General features: G+C 54.9%; 14 protein-coding genes. 8 read left to right on the top strand and 6 right to left on the bottom strand.

The features are described 5' to 3' along the window. Positions 1 to 88: 88 nt before the first annotated feature. Entirely contained in the window at positions 89 to 1,210 is a 1,122-nt protein-coding gene (roxA, locus tag KE671_RS05650) for a cupin domain-containing protein (RefSeq protein ID WP_206162102.1), read from the top strand. Between the two features lie 107 nt (positions 1,211 to 1,317). On the opposite strand, the gene pepT is transcribed toward roxA, so the two are convergent. Further along, positions 1,318 to 2,544, bottom strand: coding sequence for a peptidase T (gene pepT / locus KE671_RS05655; RefSeq protein ID WP_206162103.1), 1,227 nt, complete (start codon positions 2,542 to 2,544; stop codon positions 1,318 to 1,320). 250 nt (positions 2,545 to 2,794) lie between these two features. On the opposite strand from pepT, the gene potA reads away from it, so the two are divergent. Genes potA through potD form a run of 4 tightly spaced genes read left to right on the top strand, consistent with a single transcriptional unit; the run spans position 2,795 to position 6,603 of the window. Further along, positions 2,795 to 3,931, top strand: coding sequence for a spermidine/putrescine ABC transporter ATP-binding protein PotA (potA, locus tag KE671_RS05660; RefSeq protein ID WP_206162104.1), 1,137 nt, complete (start codon positions 2,795 to 2,797; stop codon positions 3,929 to 3,931). Further along, positions 3,915 to 4,772 carry a spermidine/putrescine ABC transporter permease PotB gene (gene potB, locus KE671_RS05665; RefSeq protein WP_206162105.1) on the top strand — a complete coding sequence of 286 codons (858 nt, stop codon included), beginning with the start codon at positions 3,915 to 3,917 and terminating at the stop codon, positions 4,770 to 4,772. The genes potA and potB overlap by 17 nt, the downstream gene beginning before the upstream one ends. Then, on the top strand, positions 4,769 to 5,560 hold the full coding sequence (potC, locus tag KE671_RS05670) for a spermidine/putrescine ABC transporter permease PotC (protein WP_206162106.1): 792 nt from the start codon (positions 4,769 to 4,771) through the stop codon (positions 5,558 to 5,560). The genes potB and potC overlap by 4 nt, the downstream gene beginning before the upstream one ends. Beyond that, positions 5,557 to 6,603, top strand: coding sequence for a spermidine/putrescine ABC transporter substrate-binding protein PotD (potD, locus tag KE671_RS05675; protein WP_206162107.1), 1,047 nt, complete (start codon positions 5,557 to 5,559; stop codon positions 6,601 to 6,603). Before potC ends, potD begins: the two co-directional genes overlap by 4 nt. Positions 6,604 to 6,696: 93 nt before the next feature. Here the strand turns inward: potD and cobB are convergent, their stop codons facing one another. From cobB to lolC, 5 genes are read right to left on the bottom strand one after another with little or no spacing between them, the layout of a single operon-like run. Further along, positions 6,697 to 7,518, bottom strand: coding sequence for a Sir2 family NAD+-dependent deacetylase (cobB, locus tag KE671_RS05680; RefSeq protein ID WP_206162108.1), 822 nt, complete (start codon positions 7,516 to 7,518; stop codon positions 6,697 to 6,699). A gap of 15 nt (positions 7,519 to 7,533) precedes the next feature. Continuing rightward, positions 7,534 to 8,445 carry an N-acetylglucosamine kinase gene (gene nagK, locus KE671_RS05685; protein WP_206162109.1) on the bottom strand — a complete coding sequence of 304 codons (912 nt, stop codon included), beginning with the start codon at positions 8,443 to 8,445 and terminating at the stop codon, positions 7,534 to 7,536. Between the two features lie 30 nt (positions 8,446 to 8,475). Continuing rightward, the gene (lolE, locus tag KE671_RS05690; RefSeq protein ID WP_206162110.1) at positions 8,476 to 9,720 is read right to left on the bottom strand and encodes a lipoprotein-releasing ABC transporter permease subunit LolE; all 1,245 of its coding nucleotides are present in this window, start codon (positions 9,718 to 9,720) and stop codon (positions 8,476 to 8,478) included. After that, entirely contained in the window at positions 9,720 to 10,421 is a 702-nt protein-coding gene (gene lolD, locus KE671_RS05695; RefSeq protein ID WP_206162111.1) for a lipoprotein-releasing ABC transporter ATP-binding protein LolD, read from the bottom strand. Before lolD ends, lolE begins: the two co-directional genes overlap by 1 nt. Further along, positions 10,414 to 11,613: a lipoprotein-releasing ABC transporter permease subunit LolC gene (gene lolC / locus KE671_RS05700; protein WP_206162112.1), complete on the bottom strand. Its 1,200-nt coding sequence runs from the start codon at positions 11,611 to 11,613 to the stop codon at positions 10,414 to 10,416. Before lolC ends, lolD begins: the two co-directional genes overlap by 8 nt. 253 nt (positions 11,614 to 11,866) lie before the next feature. Between lolC and KE671_RS05705 the strand changes: the two genes are divergently transcribed. The 3 genes from KE671_RS05705 (at position 11,867) to ldtC (ending at position 17,661) form a co-directional block, all read left to right on the top strand. Then, entirely contained in the window at positions 11,867 to 12,940 is a 1,074-nt protein-coding gene (locus tag KE671_RS05705) for an acyltransferase family protein (protein ID WP_206162113.1), read from the top strand. A 109-nt stretch (positions 12,941 to 13,049) separates the two neighbouring features. Then, the gene (gene mfd / locus KE671_RS05710; protein ID WP_206162114.1) at positions 13,050 to 16,496 is read left to right on the top strand and encodes a transcription-repair coupling factor; all 3,447 of its coding nucleotides are present in this window, start codon (positions 13,050 to 13,052) and stop codon (positions 16,494 to 16,496) included. Between the two features lie 199 nt (positions 16,497 to 16,695). After that, complete coding sequence (gene ldtC, locus KE671_RS05715) at positions 16,696 to 17,661, top strand: L,D-transpeptidase LdtC (RefSeq protein WP_206162764.1); 966 nt, start codon at positions 16,696 to 16,698, stop codon at positions 17,659 to 17,661. Positions 17,662 to 17,670 lie beyond the last annotated feature (9 nt).

A 17,670-nucleotide genomic window follows, 5' to 3' on the forward strand; every position in this document is an offset into this window, starting at 1 on the left:
GTAATAAATATGAGCTAACTGCACGCATCTGGTTAAGCATCCGTTATAATCGGTGACAGATACCCGCCCCAGCCTGTGGAAGCTCAATATGGAATACCAATTAACACTCAACTGGCCCGATTTTCTTGAACGTCACTGGCAAAAGCGCCCGGTGGTGTTAAAACGCGGCTTTAATAACTTCATCGATCCTCTCTCCCCTGATGAACTGGCAGGGCTGGCAATGGAAAGTGAAGTCGATAGCCGTCTGGTAAGCCATCAGGATGGTAAATGGCAGGTCAGCCACGGCCCGTTCGAAAGCTATGACCATCTCGGCGAGAACAACTGGTCGTTACTGGTACAGGCGGTGAACCACTGGCATGAGCCGACCGCCGCGCTGATGCGCCCCTTCCGCGCCCTGCCCGACTGGCGCATTGACGATTTGATGATCTCATTCTCCGTGCCTGGCGGCGGCGTAGGCCCGCATCTCGATCAGTACGATGTGTTTATCATTCAGGGAACGGGGCGCCGCCGCTGGCGCGTGGGTGAAAAGTTGCAGATGAAACAGCACTGCCCGCATCCGGATCTGCTGCAGGTCGATCCTTTTGAAGCCATCATTGATGAAGAGCTGGAGCCGGGCGATATTCTCTATATTCCGCCAGGATTCCCGCATGAAGGCTATGCGCTGGAAAACGCGATGAACTATTCGGTCGGTTTCCGCGCGCCAAATACCCGTGAACTGATCAGCGGGTTTGCCGACTATGTCCTGCAACGTGAGCTGGGCAGTACGTATTACAGTGACCCGGACGTGCCGTCTCGTGAGCATCCTGCCGACGTCCTGCCACAGGAGATGGACAAACTACGCGCCATGATGCTGGATCTGATTAATCAGCCGGAGCATTTCAAGCAGTGGTTCGGCGAGTTTATCTCCCAGTCCCGTCATGAACTGGATATTGCCCCGCCAGAACCGCCGTATCAGCCTGATGAGATCTATGATGCCCTGAAACAAGGCGATGTGCTGGTGCGTCTGGGAGGATTACGGGTACTGCGCGTGGGTGATGACGTTTATGCCAATGGCGAAAGAATTGACTCCCCGCACCGTCCGGCGCTGGAAGCGCTCGCCAGCCATATCGTGCTGACTGCAGAGCACTTTGGTGACGCGCTGGAAGATCCCTCTTTCCTCGCCATGCTGGCAGCGCTGGTCAACAGCGGATACTGGTTCTTCGAAGGGTAGATTGAGATGATGCCGGATGGCGACGCTAATGCGTCTTATCCGGCCTGGAATGCAGCAATTCGTGACACTCAGCCGGATAAACGAAACGTTATCCGGCATCAACCACGCTACGACTGTTTCGCCGTTAGTTCAGCAATACGCACAATCACCTGCACGGCTTTTTCCATGCCTTCAAGCGTCACAAACTCATGCTTACCATGATAGTTGTAGCCACCGGTGAACAGATTCGGGCACGGTAGCCCCATGAAAGAGAGCTGCGCACCGTCGGTACCGCCGCGAATCGGCTTCATATCCGGTTGAATATCACAGTCACGCATCGCCTGCTGTGCGATATCCAGAACATGCGGATGCTCAACCACTTTTTCACGCATATTGTAATAGCTGTCTTCAATCACCAGTTCAATGTAACAGTCCGGGTGTAACCCTTTCCCGACCTTCCTGGCTATCTCCATCATCTTACGTTTGCGCGCTTCGAACTGTTTGCGATCGAAATCACGAATGATGTAGTGCATATCGGCGCGATCAACGGTGCCTTTCATGCTCGCCAGATGATAGAAGCCTTCATAACCTTCCGTCATTTCCGGGCTTTCATCCGCCGGAACCTCGGCATGAATGCGCGCCGCGAGGGATAATGCGTTAACCATGACGCCTTTCGCCGTCCCCGGATGCACGTTGTTGCCGACAATTTTGATATTCACCGAAGCGGCATTGAAGTTCTCGAACTCCAGTTCCCCTACGCCACCACCGTCAACGGTATAGGCCCATTTTGCGTCGAAAGCCGCAACATCAAAATGTTTCGCTCCTTTGCCAACCTCTTCATCCGGCGTAAAAGCAACGCGGATATCACCATGGGGAATATTTTTATGCTTGAGCACCGCCAACGCGGTCATGATTTCCGCCACACCCGCTTTGTCATCCGCTCCCAGCAGCGTTTTGCCGTCGGTGGTGATCAGCGTTTGTCCGAGCAACTGATGAAGCACCGGGAACATCACCGGCGACAGCACTTCATCGCCAATGCCAAGTGCGATATCGCCACCGCGATAGTTCTCCACGATCTGAGGATTCACGTGCTTACCGCTGAAATCCGGTGAGGTATCCACATGGGAAATGAAGCCAATAGCAGGGATATCGCCTGGGACATTCGCCGGCAACGTTGCCATCAGCGTCCCTTTGTCACTTAATGTCACATTGACCAGCTCCATCTCTTCGAGCTGCTGTTTGAGCAAATTTAATAACTTCCACTGTCCCTCAGTACTGGGAACCTGTCTCACACCTGATTTCGATTGGGTATCCAATGAAACGTAGTGTAGAAAACGCTCAAGTAGTTTATCCATGCAGTCACCCTCACTATTTGTGACAACATTATCAGTAAGCCACAAAAGACAAATATTGCGTCAGGTCACTTTTATCCCCGCAAACGAGAATATTTCGCTTCCTGCCACCTGGTGACTATAAGACTACATCAGTTATTGGCAACAAACGTTGGCGATGACAACGGTTTGCCGTAGAATTACGGCCCTCATTAAGAGTCACCAAGGTGGTCAACCACAAACCCCGCATCGGTCAGCCATCCGTTGCGTCTACATGGGACAGAGTAAAAAATTGAATAAACAACCGCGTTCGCTTTCACCGCTGGTTCTTTTGTCAGGTATCAGCAAAAGCTTCGATGGAAAAGAGGTCATTTCCCAACTGGATTTGACAATCAATAATGGCGAGTTCCTCACGCTGCTTGGCCCTTCTGGCTGCGGTAAAACAACCGTTTTGCGACTCATTGCCGGTCTGGAAACCGTAGATTCCGGGCACATCATGCTCGATAACGAGGATATCACTCACGTACCGGCGGAAAACCGCTATGTGAATACCGTCTTTCAAAGCTATGCGTTATTCCCCCACATGACCGTTTTTGAAAATGTGGCGTTTGGTTTACGCATGCAAAAGACTCCCGCCGCCGACATCACTCCGCGCGTACTGGAAGCGCTGCGAATGGTGCAACTGGAAGAGTTTGCCCAGCGCAAGCCGCATCAACTCTCAGGTGGGCAACAGCAGCGCGTGGCGATCGCCCGTGCGGTAGTCAATAAACCGCGTTTGCTGCTGCTGGATGAATCCCTCTCGGCGCTGGACTATAAGCTGCGAAAACAAATGCAGAACGAACTGAAAGCCTTGCAGCGTAAGCTCGGCATCACGTTCGTGTTCGTGACGCACGATCAGGAAGAAGCCCTGACGATGTCCGATCGCATCGTCGTTATGCGCGATGGGCGCATTGAACAGGACGGCACGCCGCGTGAAATTTACGAAGAGCCGAAAAATCTGTTCGTCGCCGGATTCATTGGCGAGATCAACATGTTTAATGCCACGGTGATCGAGCGTCTCGACGAACAGCGCGTTCGTGCTAACGTGGAAGGCCGTGAATGTAATATCTACGTCAACTTCGCCGTTGAGCCAGGGCAGAAACTGCACGTTCTGCTACGCCCGGAAGATCTGCGCGTGGATGAAATCAACGACGACAATCACATTGACGGCCTGATCGGCTATGTCCGTGAACGCAACTATAAAGGCATGACGCTGGAGTCGGTGGTTGAACTGGAAAATGGCAAAATGGTGATGGTCAGTGAGTTCTTCAACGAAGACGATCCGGACTTTGACCACTCTCTGGACCAGAAAATGGCCATTAACTGGGTAGAAAGCTGGGAGGTCGTACTGGCTGATGAAGAACACAAGTAAATTCCAGAATGTGGTGATTGTCACTATCGTCGGTTGGCTTGTGTTGTTTGTCTTTCTGCCCAACCTGATGATCATTGGCACCAGCTTTTTGACCCGCGACGATGCCAGCTTCGTCAAGATGGTCTTTACGCTGGACAACTACACGCGTCTGCTCGATCCGCTCTATTTTGACGTGCTGCTGCACTCGCTGAATATGGCGCTGATTGCCACCTTCGCCTGCCTCGTGCTCGGTTATCCTTTTGCCTGGTTTCTGGCGCGACTGCCAGAGAAAATCCGTCCGCTGCTGCTGTTTTTGCTGATTGTTCCCTTCTGGACCAACTCGCTGATCCGCATCTATGGTCTGAAAATCTTCCTCAGCACCAGGGGTTATCTGAACGAGTTTCTACTCTGGTTGGGCGTGATCGATACGCCGATGCGCATCATGTTTACCCCGAGCGCGGTTATTATCGGTCTGGTGTATATCCTGCTGCCGTTTATGGTGATGCCACTGTATTCCAGCATTGAGAAACTCGACAGGCCGTTACTGGAAGCGGCAAAAGATCTGGGGGCCAGCAAGCTGCAGACCTTTATTCGGATCATCATTCCACTGACCATGCCTGGGATCATTGCCGGTTGCCTGCTGGTCATGCTGCCCGCGATGGGGCTGTTCTACGTCTCCGATCTGATGGGCGGTGCGAAGAACCTGCTGATCGGTAATGTGATCAAAGTGCAGTTCCTCAATATCCGTGACTGGCCGTTTGGTGCCGCCACCAGCATTACGCTGACGATTGTGATGGGCCTGATGCTGCTGATTTACTGGCGCGCCTCCCGTTTGCTTAACAAAAAGGGAGAACTCGAATGATCGGTCGACTGCTGCGCGGCGGTTTTATGACCGCTATCTACGCATACCTGTATATTCCCATCATTATTTTGATTGTGAACTCCTTTAACAGCTCACGTTTTGGCATCAACTGGCAGGGTTTTAGCACCAAATGGTATGGCCTGCTGATGAACAACGACAGCCTGTTGCAGGCGGCGCAACATTCGCTGACGATGGCTATTTTTTCCGCAACGTTCGCCACCGCTATCGGTTCATTAACGGCCGTGGCGCTGTACCGCTACCGTTTTCGCGGCAAGCCGTTCGTCAGCGGGATGCTGTTTGTGGTGATGATGTCGCCGGATATCGTGATGGCGATTTCACTGCTGGTGCTGTTTATGCTATTAGGGATCCAATTGGGCTTCTGGTCGCTACTGTTCTCACATATCACTTTCTGCCTGCCTTTTGTGGTCGTGACCGTCTATTCGCGGCTGAAAGGGTTTGACGTGCGGATGCTGGAAGCGGCAAAAGATCTGGGGGCCAGCGAAATCACTATCCTGCGCAAAATCATTCTGCCGCTGGCCATGCCGGCAGTCGCCGCAGGCTGGCTGTTGAGCTTTACCCTGTCGATGGATGATGTGGTGGTTTCGTCGTTCGTCACCGGGCCTGGCTACGAAATTCTACCGTTGAAGATCTACTCAATGGTGAAAGTCGGCGTTTCACCAGAGGTGAATGCGCTGGCGACTATCCTGTTGGTGTTATCGCTGGTTCTGGTGATCGCCAGCCAACTTATTGCTCGTGATAAAACGAAAGTTCAGGGGACGTTAAAATGAAAAAATGGTCACGCCACCTGCTCGCGGCAGGCGCTCTCGCAATGGGAATGAGCGCTGCGCACGCGGACGACAGTAAAACACTCTATTTCTATAACTGGACCGAGTACGTTCCGCCAGGATTACTGGAACAGTTCACCAAAGAGACCGGCATTAAGGTGATCTATTCGACCTATGAGTCGAATGAAACCATGTATGCCAAGCTGAAAACCTATAAAGACGGTGCATACGACCTGGTGGTGCCTTCCACCTATTACGTCGATAAAATGCGTAAAGAGGGCATGATCCAGAAGATCGACAAGTCAACGTTGACCAACTTTAACAATCTCGATCCTGAGATGCTCAACAAACCGTTTGACCCTAACAACGACTACTCTATTCCGTATATCTGGGGCGCGACAGCTATTGGCGTGAACAGCGACAGCATCGACCCGAAAACGGTCACAAGCTGGGCCGATCTGTGGAAACCCGAGTACAAAGGCAGTCTGCTGTTAACCGACGACGCGCGTGAAGTGTTCCAGATGGCGCTGCGTAAACTGGGCTATTCCGGAAATACCACCGATCCTAAAGAGATTGAAGCGGCCTATAACGAGCTGAAAAAACTGATGCCTAACGTCGCCGCGTTTAACTCCGACAACCCGGCAAACCCGTATATGGAAGGTGAAGTGAACCTGGGAATGGTGTGGAACGGCTCCGCCTTCGTCGCACGCCAGGCAGGTACGCCGCTGGAGGTGGTCTGGCCGAAAGAAGGCGGGATCTTCTGGATGGACAGTCTTTCAATTCCGGCAAATGCTAAAAACAAAGAAGGTGCGCTGAAGCTGATTAACTTCCTGCTGCGCCCGGATGTGGCGAAAGAAGTGGCGGAAACCATCGGCTACCCTACGCCAAACCTGGCAGCGCGTAAGCTGTTAAGCCCGGAAGTCGCCAACGACAAATCGCTTTACCCCGATGCGGAAACCATCAGCAAAGGCGAATGGCAGAACGACGTTGGCGCAGCCAGTGCGATCTACGAAGAGTATTACCAGAAGCTGAAAGCAGGACGCTAATTCAGTACTCAGCCGGATGACGCTGCGCTCATCCGGCCTACCAGCCGTTCTCCGTAGGTCGGGTAAGGCGCCTTCACCCGGCACCCATCCACGTCACAGTCCTTTCAATAACTTCTCCACAAACGCAGGCACTACCTGGCTTGCAGGACCGTAATACTTCTCTTCAAACTCGCTGCCGACCTGGCTTGGTTCCAGATTCAGCTCAACCGTATGAGCGCCATGCAGCTTCGCCTCATGAACAAAGCCTGCCGCCGGATAGACGTGTCCGGAGGTGCCAATGGCGATAAAAACATCCGCCATCGCCAGCGCCATGTAGATCTCATCCATGCCGAGTGGCATCTCACCAAACCACACCACGTGCGGACGCAGCGGCGCAGGAAACTGGCAACAGTGACATTTATCTTCTGGCGTCACATCGCCCGTCCATTCGAAGATTTGCCCGCTCTGCGAGCAGTGCACTTTCAACAGCTCGCCATGCATATGGATGATATTTTGATTGCCTGCCCGCTCATGCAGGTTATCGATATTCTGAGTCACCAGCAGAAAGCGGTCGCCCAGCGCCTCTTCCAGCTTTGCCAGCGCGATATGCGCCGGGTTAGGCTGGATTTCAGGCTGCTGCAATTGCCGACGGCGGGCATTATAAAAAGATTGCACTAACGCGGGATTACGGGCGAAGCCTTCCGGTGTCGCCACATCTTCAACACGGTGCTCTTCCCACAGTCCATCTGCTGCGCGAAAGGTACGAATACCGGATTCCGCGGAGATCCCTGCCCCTGTAAGCACCAAAACTCTTGGTTTTTCCATCACTTCCGGTACCACTCTGTCTCTGAAAAAGATCCGTTGACGAAGGCGCTCGCGCAGATGGCGTTTGTTTTTCCGAAATCGACTTAACCGATGACCCCGACGCGACAGCATAGCAACCTCTTTTGATTAATCGGTAAGATGTAAAAATGCGGCACCGCGCATCCCACCGGCATCACCATGTCGTGCTCGCTCAATGCGGGGAACACGAGCCACGGGAAGCAGATGACGCGGTAATCTGTCCGCCAGATCGGTAGTGATCGCCGTAAAGTTCGACAATCCGCCCCCGATAACAACCAGATCCGGATCGACAATGGTCAGGATATTCCCCAGACACACCGCCAGCAAATCCAGATAACGCTCAACGTGCGCCCGCGCCTGTTCATCACCCTGCTCCCACAGTGAAATGATTTCAGGCGCCTGCAACGGTTGATGATAGTAATGCTGATATAACCAGGCAAATCCCCGCCCGGACAGATAATTTTCAATACAGCCGAGTTGCCCGCAGCCACAGCGGCGCAGCGGAAAATCGAGACCCATCAGGGTGAGCGCGTCGACTGGCAGACGCATATGACCAAACTCGCCGGTAATGTAACTGCGCCCGGTGATCGGTTTTCCGTTGAGGATCAAACCGCCCCCTACGCCAGTGCCCAGGATCAGGCCCATCACCAGCGGATAGCGGGTGAATTCGTCATCCCAGGCTTCAGAGAGGGCAAAACAGTTTGCATCGTTGTCGAGGCGTACGTCGCGGTCAAGCCGTGCGCTGAGATCGGCACGCAGGGGTTTGCCGCTGGCAGCAGGGACATTCGCGGCGTACAGCGTGCCATTTTCGGTTTCCGGCATTCCAGGAATGCCAATGCCCACCGAACCTTTCACGCCAAATCGCTGGTCGGCTTCCACCACCAACCCGCAAACGGCCTCTAAAAAAGCGTCATAGCTGTCACGCGGCGTGGGAACACGCTTTTCCCATTGTAATTTCCGCTCGTTATCAAAGACGCCTAACGCAATTTTTGTCCCACCAATATCAAACCCGTAATACATTGCCGCTCCTTGTCTCTCACGCAATTATGTTTACTGGCCGCTGAGTACCCTTGCAGGATCGATGTTACTGGCGCGGCGCGCCGGATACCAACTTGCCAACAGGCTCAGCAACAGTGCCGTCACCAGCACGTAAATCACATCCAGCCAGTGCAACTCGGATGGCAGGAAGTCGATAAAATAAATATCCCCGGAGAGGAACTGATGGCCGATCAGCGTTTCGATACCGTTAATGATCGGCGTCAACTGCAATGAAACCACCACGCCGATGACCACGCCGATCAGGCTGCCTAACAGTCCCGCCAACAGGCCGTACCAGACAAAAATGGCGCGGATCAGGCCATCTTTCGCCCCCAGCGTTCTTAATACCGCAATATCGCCACTCTTGTCTTTTACCGCCATCACTAATGTTGAGACTATGTTAAAACAGGCGACGCCGATCACCAGCACCATCGCCAGATACATAATGGCGCGGATCATCTGGATATCGCGGTACATATAGCCGTAGGTGCCAATCCAGCTCTTGATATAGACATAGCTGTTGGTCACTTCTCCTGCGTCACGCACCAGTTTGTTGGCGTTGAAGACGTCATTGACCTTCAGCGCAATCCCGGAAACCGTGTTATTCATCTCCAGATACTGCTGTGCATCGGCCATCGGGATCATCGCGAAGCTGTGATCCAGTTGACCACTCAGTTGCAGAATACCGGCAACGTGCAGGCGTACGCGTTTTGGCTGCATCAGCTTATGTTCGGCATTGGAATTGGGGATCATGATAGAGACCCAGTCCCCCTGCTTCACCTTAAGCGCATCTGCAACACCCTTGCCGATAATAATTTGCTGTTCACCGGCTTTGAAATCGGCCCAGGCGTTATTCGCTACAAACGAGGGCAGTGCGCTCAGACGCTGTTCCTGCTGCGGATCCACCCCTTTTACCTGGATAGCGCGCAGATTTGCCCCGCTCTCCACCAGGCCGGTAAAGTTAATGTACGGTGCCGCGGCGACGATCCCCGGCACCTTTTGCACCTTCTCCAGCGCTTCGCGCCAGTTGGTCCACGGCTGATTGACCGCTTCAATTTCACCGTGCGGTACCACTGCCAGAATGCGGTTGTTCAGTTCGCGCTCAAAGCCGTTCATCGCGCTGAGGCCGACGATCAGAACCGCCACCCCCAGCGCGATACCGATAGTCGAGATCACCGAAATCAGCGATACCATACCGCCGCGCCGCCGTCCCCGGCTAAAGCGCAGACCGATTAATAACGATAAAGGCGAGGCCATTACTCCGCCCCCATCAGGCTCAGTTCTGCCGTCAGGCGTCCGTCACGCATTTCCAGTTGGCGACTCATGCGCTTCGCCAGTTGCAGATCGTGGGTGACGACCAGAAACGCGGTGCCCTGCGAGCGGTTCAACTCGCCCAGAAGCTGGAAGATGCTGTCGGCGTTGCGCGCATCCAGATTACCGGTCGGTTCATCCGCCAGTACCAGACGCGGGTTGTTGACCAGCGCACGGGCAATCGCCACGCGCTGACGTTCACCGCCAGACAGTTCAGACGGACGATGGCTGCCACGATGATCCAGCCCTACCGCTTTCAGCATTTCACGCGCCCGCGCGTTAATTTCAGTCGGTTTGTGTTTGCCAATCAGCAGCGGCATCGCCACGTTTTCCAGCGCGGTGAAGTCCGGCAGCAGGTGGTGGAACTGATAAATAAAGCCGAGCTTCTGGTTACGCAGTTCCGCTTTCGCCGCCGACGACAGTTTGCTCATCGGCTGACCGCTAAAAATCACATCGCCGGAGGTCGGGGTATCCAGCCCGCCCAGCAGGTGCAACAACGTACTTTTGCCGGAGCCGGAGCTGCCGACAATCGCCATCATTTCGCCTTCGCCCACGCTGAAGCTGACATCGTGCAACACGTCAGTTTGCACGGAACCTTCCTGATAGCGTTTGCACAGTTTGTCGCATTGCAACAGGATCTTATTCATAACGTAAAGCCTCAGCGGGTTGAGTGGCGGCAGCGCGCCAGGAAGGATAAAGCGTGGAAAGCAGCGCGATGGCCATCGCCACCAGCGCAATAACGATGACCTGCAGCGGCTCAATCGCCACCGGCAACGCCGCACCGTCCAGCAGGATACCGATCACCGGCATCAGGGTATTGAGCTGACTGGCCAGCAGCGCCCCCAGCACGGCACCCAGCAGCGCGCCAATTATCCCGGCGCTGGCCCCCTGCACCATAAAGACCATCATGATCTGTCGCGGCGTCAGCCCCTGCGTTTGCAAAATAGCCACTTCTCCCTGCTTCTCCATCACCATCAGACCCAACGAGGTAATAATATTGAACGCAGCAACCGCCACGATCAGGCTCAACAGCAGCCCCATCATGTTCTTTTCCATTCGCACTGCCTGGAACAGCTCGCCTTTACGCTCGCGCCAGTCCTGCCATTTTGTCCCTTCCGGCAGCGTCTGTTGACTGAGCGAGTCCACCTTCAGCGGTTCATTCAGCCACAAACGCCAGCCGGTGATATTTCCGGCCGGGTAGCGCATGAGGCGCGAGGCATCCTGAATATTGGTCAACATCTGGTAACCATCGACTTCGCTGTTCGCCGCAAACGTGCCGATCACGGTAAACAGACGTTGGCTTGGCAAACGTCCCATCGGGGTGAACTGGCTGGCTGAAGGCACCATCACGCGGATCTGATCGCCACGATTGACCCCCAACTGGCCTGCAAGCTGCTCGCCGAGGATGACATTATACTTGCCTGGCTGAAGATCGGTTTGCTTCACATTGACCAGATACGGCGTCAGCGGATCTTTTTGTGCCGGATCGATACCCAGCATTACCCCGACCGCCACGCTGCGAGCGCTTTGCAGCACGACATCACCGGTTGTCAGCGGCGCAATACGATTGACACCGCTCAGCTTTACGGCGCTTTGGGGCAGTTGCTGCGGATTCAGGGAGCCTTGCTCCGCAGAAAGGATGGCCTGAGGCATCAACCCCAGGATGTTATTTTGCAGTTCACGTTCAAAGCCGTTCATCACTGACAAAACCGTGACCAGCGCCATCACCCCGAGGGTAATGCCAATGGTGGAAAGCCAGGAGACAAAGCGACCGAAGCGATCTGCTGCACGCCCGCGCATGTAACGCAGGCCGATGAATAGAGCGACAGGTTGGTACATGAAATCCGTCTGGTTGCTGTTAGCAAAGTCACGAGTATATAAGCGAAAGCCGCATGGGTAAACGCCTGAACCGTAAGTGTTCGTCAGTACACGAATGAAAAGGATCCGCAGCGCAACAGGCGCATGTTGTCGCCCCCTTCTGAGCCTGATCCTTTTCTTAAAAAAAGCAAAAAACAGAATGTTACGCATTACAGCGCCAGGGCCACCTCGCAGGATCACAGGCTATGTTGAATAACGCGAGCACGCTGTCCTGATGAAAAAGAAAGAACTTTGGATTAACCAAATCAAAGGGTTATGTATCTGTCTGGTCGTCATTTATCACTCAGTTATCACCTTCTACCCCCATCTGACCCACTTCCAGTTGCCTCTTTCGGAACTGCTGTCGAAATGCTGGGTTTACTTTAATCTCTATCTCGCCCCGTTTCGCATGCCGGTATTTTTCTTTATCTCGGGCTTTTTGATTCGCCGCTATATCGACAGCGTGAGCTGGAAAGAGAGCGTTAACAAGCGGATCTGGAGTATTTTCTGGGTACTGGCGCTGTGGGGCGTGGCCCAGTGGCTGGCGCTCAGCGCTCTGAACAGCTGGCTGGCGCCGGAACGTGATCTGACTAATGCATCCAACGCCGCTTACGCCGGTTCCGTCGGCCAGTTCCTTCACGGCATGCTGACTGCCAGCACCAGCCTGTGGTACCTGTATGCGCTCATTGTCTACTTCGTAATCTGTAAAGTGTTCAACCGCTGGGCCGTGCCGCTGTTCGCCCTGTTTGTTGTATTGAGCGTGACGATCAACTTTATTGCCACGCCGTGGTGGGGAATGAACAGCGTGATCCGCAACCTGCCATATTACAGCCTCGGCGCCTGGTTTGGCGTCCCGCTGATGGCGTGGATTAAAGAGGTGCCGTTGCGCCGTTATGCGCTGCCCTGCGCGGCCGTCTTCGTGCTGGCTATCGCGGCATGGCTGTTTAACGTCTCATTGCTGCTGTCGTTAGTCTCTATTGTACTGATTATGAAGCTATTTTATCAGTATGAGCAGCGCTTCGGCATGCGTGAATCCAGTCTGCTTAACGTGATCGGTTCGAATACTATCGCAATTTATACCACGCATCGCATTCTGGTCGAGGCCTTCAGCCTGCTGTTGATTCCGCAAATCAATGCCGCCGTCTGGTCCCCTGCACGGGAACTGACCCTGTTGCTGGTCTATCCGTTTGCCAGTCTGTTGGTGTGCACGCTGTCAGGTCTTGCCGTACGTAAAGTGTCGCAGGTCCTGTTCGGCGATATCCTCTTCTCTCCCCCTTCTCGCCCGCAAGCCTTTGGTTATTCCCGCTAAACTTTTCGCCCTCTAATGAGGGCGATTCAATTTGCTAATGAGGAGCGATCACGGATAATAAAGGGCATTGCTTATCAGACGACGACCAAAAAGAGATTCTGACAACCGAATGCCTGAACAACAACGTTACACGCTGCCTGTGAAAGCGGGCGACCAGCGCCTGTTGGGTGAACTGACCGGGGCTGCCTGCGCCACGCTGGTGGCGGAAATTGCCGAACGTCATGCCGGTCCTGTAGTCCTCGTGGCACCCGATATGCAAAACGCGCTGCGCCTGCATGATGAAATTCGTCAGTTTACCGATCAGATGGTTATGAGCCTCGCGGACTGGGAAACCCTGCCCTACGACAGTTTCTCCCCGCATCAGGAAATTATCTCCTCACGTCTTTCCACGCTGTACCAGTTGCCGTCGATGCAGCGCGGCGTGCTGATCGTACCGGTCAATACCCTGATGCAGCGCGTCTGCCCGCACAGCTATCTGCACGGTCATGCGCTGGTGATGAAAAAAGGCCAGCGTTTATCGCGCGATGCCCTGCGTTTACAGCTCGACAGCGCCGGTTACCGGCACGTTGATCAGGTCATGGAACATGGCGAATACGCCACCCGCGGCGCGCTGCTGGATCTGTACCCCATGGGAAGCGAACAGCCCTATCGCCTGGATTTCTTCGACGATGAAATTGACAGTCTGCGCCTGTTTGACGCGGACACCCAGCGCACGCTGGAAGAAGTCGACGCCATCAATCTGCTGCCCGCCCACGAGTTCCCCACCGACAAAACGGCGATCGAACTGTTTCGCAGTCAGTGGCGCGATACCTTCGAGGTGAAGCGCGACGCAGAGCATATCTATCAACAGGTCAGCAAAGGCACGTTGCCGGCGGGGATCGAATACTGGCAGCCGCTGTTTTTCAGCGAGCCGCTGCCGCCGCTGTTTAGCTATTTCCCGGCAAATACGTTGGTGGTCAATACCGGCGATTTAGAAAACAGCGCCGAGCGTTTCCAGGCCGATACGCTGGCGCGCTTCGAAAACCGTGGCGTGGATCCGATGCGTCCGCTGCTGCCGCCGGAATCACTCTGGTTGCGCGTCGATGAGCTCTTTTCTGAACTCAAACGCTGGCCGCGCGTACAGCTCAAAACCGATCATCTGCCTGCCAAAGCGGCAAACAGCAACTTAGGCTTCCGGCCGCTGCCGGACCTCGCGGTTCAGGCGCAGCAAAAATCGCCGCTGGATGCCCTGCGTAAATTCCTCGAGTCCTTCAACGGGCCGGTGATTTTCTCAGTTGAGAGTGAAGGCCGACGTGAATCCCTGGGTGAATTGCTCGCGCGTATCAAAGTCGCGCCGAAGCGCATTATGCGGCTGGATGAAGCGACGGAGACAGGACGCTACCTGATGATTGGCGCCGCCGAACACGGGTTTATCGATACGACGCGTAATCTGGCACTCATTTGTGAAAGCGACCTGCTGGGCGAGCGCGTGGCGCGCCGTCGTCAGGATTCGCGCCGCACGATTAACCCGGATACTCTGATCCGCAACCTGGCGGAGTTACATCCGGGTCAGCCTGTGGTGCATCTGGAGCATGGCGTTGGACGTTACGCCGGGATGACCACGCTGGAAGCCGGCGGGATCAAAGGTGAGTATCTGATGCTTACCTACGCCAATGACGCCAAACTGTACGTTCCGGTCTCCTCTTTGCATCTGATCAGCCGTTACGCCGGAGGCGCAGAAGAGAACGCGCCGCTGCATAAACTCGGCGGCGACGCCTGGTCCCGCGCCCGACAGAAAGCGGCAGAAAAAGTGCGCGACGTGGCGGCCGAACTGCTGGACATCTACGCCCAGCGCGCGGCAAAAGAGGGATTCGCCTTCAAACACGATCGCGAGCAGTATCAACTGTTCTGCGATGGTTTCCCCTTTGAAACCACACCCGACCAGGCGCAGGCGATTAACGCCGTGCTTAGCGACATGTGTCAGCCGCTGGCGATGGACCGTCTGGTGTGCGGTGACGTCGGATTTGGCAAAACCGAAGTGGCGATGCGTGCCGCGTTCCTCGCGGTCGAAAACCACAAGCAGGTGGCAGTGCTGGTGCCAACAACCCTGCTCGCCCAGCAACACTTTGATAATTTCCGCGACCGTTTTGCAAACTGGCCGGTGCGCATCGAAATGCTTTCCCGCTTCCGTAGCGCCAAAGAGCAGGCGCAGATCCTGGAACAGGTTGCCGAAGGGAAAATTGATATTCTGATCGGCACGCACAAACTGCTGCAAAACGATGTGAAGTTAAAAGATCTGGGGTTATTGATCGTCGATGAAGAGCACCGTTTCGGCGTGCGTCATAAGGAGCGCATCAAAGCGATGCGTGCCGATGTGGACATTCTGACGCTGACCGCCACGCCAATTCCGCGTACGCTGAATATGGCCATGAGCGGCATGCGCGATCTGTCGATTATTGCCACGCCGCCTGCGCGCCGTCTGGCGGTGAAAACCTTTGTTCGCGAGTACGATGCGCTGGTAGTACGCGAGGCGATTCTGCGTGAAGTGCTGCGTGGCGGGCAGGTCTATTACCTTTACAATGATGTCGAGAATATCCAGAAAGCCGCCGACAGGCTGGCGGAGCTGGTGCCGGAAGCGCGAATTGCCATTGGTCACGGGCAGATGCGCGAACGCGAACTGGAACGCGTGATGAACGACTTCCACCATCAGCGTTTTAACGTGCTGGTCTGCACCACTATTATCGAAACCGGCATTGATATCCCGACTGCCAACACGATTATTATTGAGCGTGCGGACCATTTCGGCCTGGCGCAGTTACACCAGTTACGCGGCCGCGTGGGACGTTCACACCATCAGGCGTATGCCTGGCTGCTGACGCCACATCCCAAAGCGATGACCACCGACGCGCAAAAACGTCTGGAGGCGATTGCCTCGCTGGAAGACCTGGGGGCAGGCTTTGCGCTGGCGACGCACGATCTGGAGATCCGCGGCGCGGGGGAACTGCTCGGGGAAGAACAGAGCGGTTCAATGGAAACCATCGGCTTCTCGCTGTATATGGAGCTGCTGGAAAACGCCGTCGATGCCCTGAAGGCCGGACGTGAGCCGTCGCTCGAAGATCTCACCAGCCAGCAAACGGAAGTCGAGCTGCGTATGCCGTCGCTGCTGCCGGACGATTTCATCCCGGACGTGAACACCCGTTTGTCGTTCTACAAGCGCATCGCCAGCGCGAAAAGTGAGAACGAACTTGAAGAGATCAAAGTGGAGCTGATTGACCGCTTCGGTCTGCTGCCCGATCCGGCGCGCACCCTGCTGGATATCGCCCGCTTGCGTCAGCAGGCGCAGAAGCTGGGTATCCGTAAGCTGGAAGGCAACGAGAAAGGCGGCACTATCGAGTTTGCCGAGAAGAACCATGTCAATCCGGGCTGGCTGATTGGACTGCTGCAAAAACAGCCGCAGCACTTCCGTCTTGACGGACCGACCCGACTGAAGTTCATCCAGGATCTGACGGAGCGGAAAACCCGGATGGACTGGGTGCGTCAGTTTATGCAACAGTTGGAAGAAAACGCCGTAGCATGATCGTGTGGTGCCGGATGGCGGCTTCGCCTTATCCGGCCTACAAATCGATACTGGCCCCAGGCCTGATAAGCGAAGCCGCCATCAGGCAAGGTTCCGCGATCTTTACAACTCTTTGCACTTCACTTGCATTTAAAGACACACCACCCCGCCATAATTATCTTTGGTCTGTTCTGGCATAATAACCCTTTGATTTGTGATGATAATGAACACTATGCGACTCTCCCGCTGGCTGGCCTTTTTTGCGCTCGCCGCCAGCATTACGCTTGCGCTTCCGGCGCAGGCGAATACCTGGCCTCTTCCTCCGCCTGGCAGCAAACTGGTTGGGGAAAATAAATACCACGTGGTCGAAAATAACGGGGGCTCACTGGAAGCCATCGCGAAAAAATATAACGTTGGTTTTCTCGCCCTGTTGCAGGCGAATCCCGGTGTCGATCCCTACGTTCCCCGCGCGGGCAGCGTGCTGACCATCCCGTTGCAGACGCTGCTGCCGGATGCCCCGCGTGAAGGCATTGTCATCAACCTGGCTGAACTGCGTCTCTACTACTACCATCCGGGGAAAAATGCGGTCACCGTCTACCCTATCGGCATTGGCCAACTGGGCGGTGATACCCTGACCCCGACGATGGTCACAACCGTCTCCGACAAGCGCGCCAATCCTACATGGACGCCAACGGCCAATATTCGTGCGCGTTATAAAGCACAAGGGATCGATCTCCCCGCCGTTGTCCCCGCCGGACCGGATAACCCGATGGGACACCATGCCATTCGCTTAGCCGCTTATGGTGGCGTCTACCTGCTTCACGGCACCAACGCCGATTTCGGTATCGGCATGCGCGTCAGTTCCGGCTGTATTCGTCTGCGTGATGGCGATATTGAGACGTTGTTCAGACAGGTCACGCCGGGCACTAAAGTGAATATCATCAATACCCCGATCAAAGCCTCGGTTGAGCCGGACGGGACGCGTCTGGTCGAAGTCCACCAGCCGCTGTCGAAGAATATTGATGATGACCCGCAGATTCTGCCTATCGTTCTGAACGGGACTCTGCAATCATTTAAAAATTCCGCGCAGACGGACGCGGCGGTAATGCAGCATGCGATGGACGTTCGCTCCGGGATGCCGGTCGATGTCCGACGCCATCACGAGGTGGATCAGCAGTCGATGTAATGATTCCGG

It is taken from the genome of Citrobacter amalonaticus (assembly GCF_018252635.1).
GTDB classification, from domain to species: domain Bacteria; phylum Pseudomonadota; class Gammaproteobacteria; order Enterobacterales; family Enterobacteriaceae; genus Citrobacter_A; species Citrobacter_A amalonaticus_E.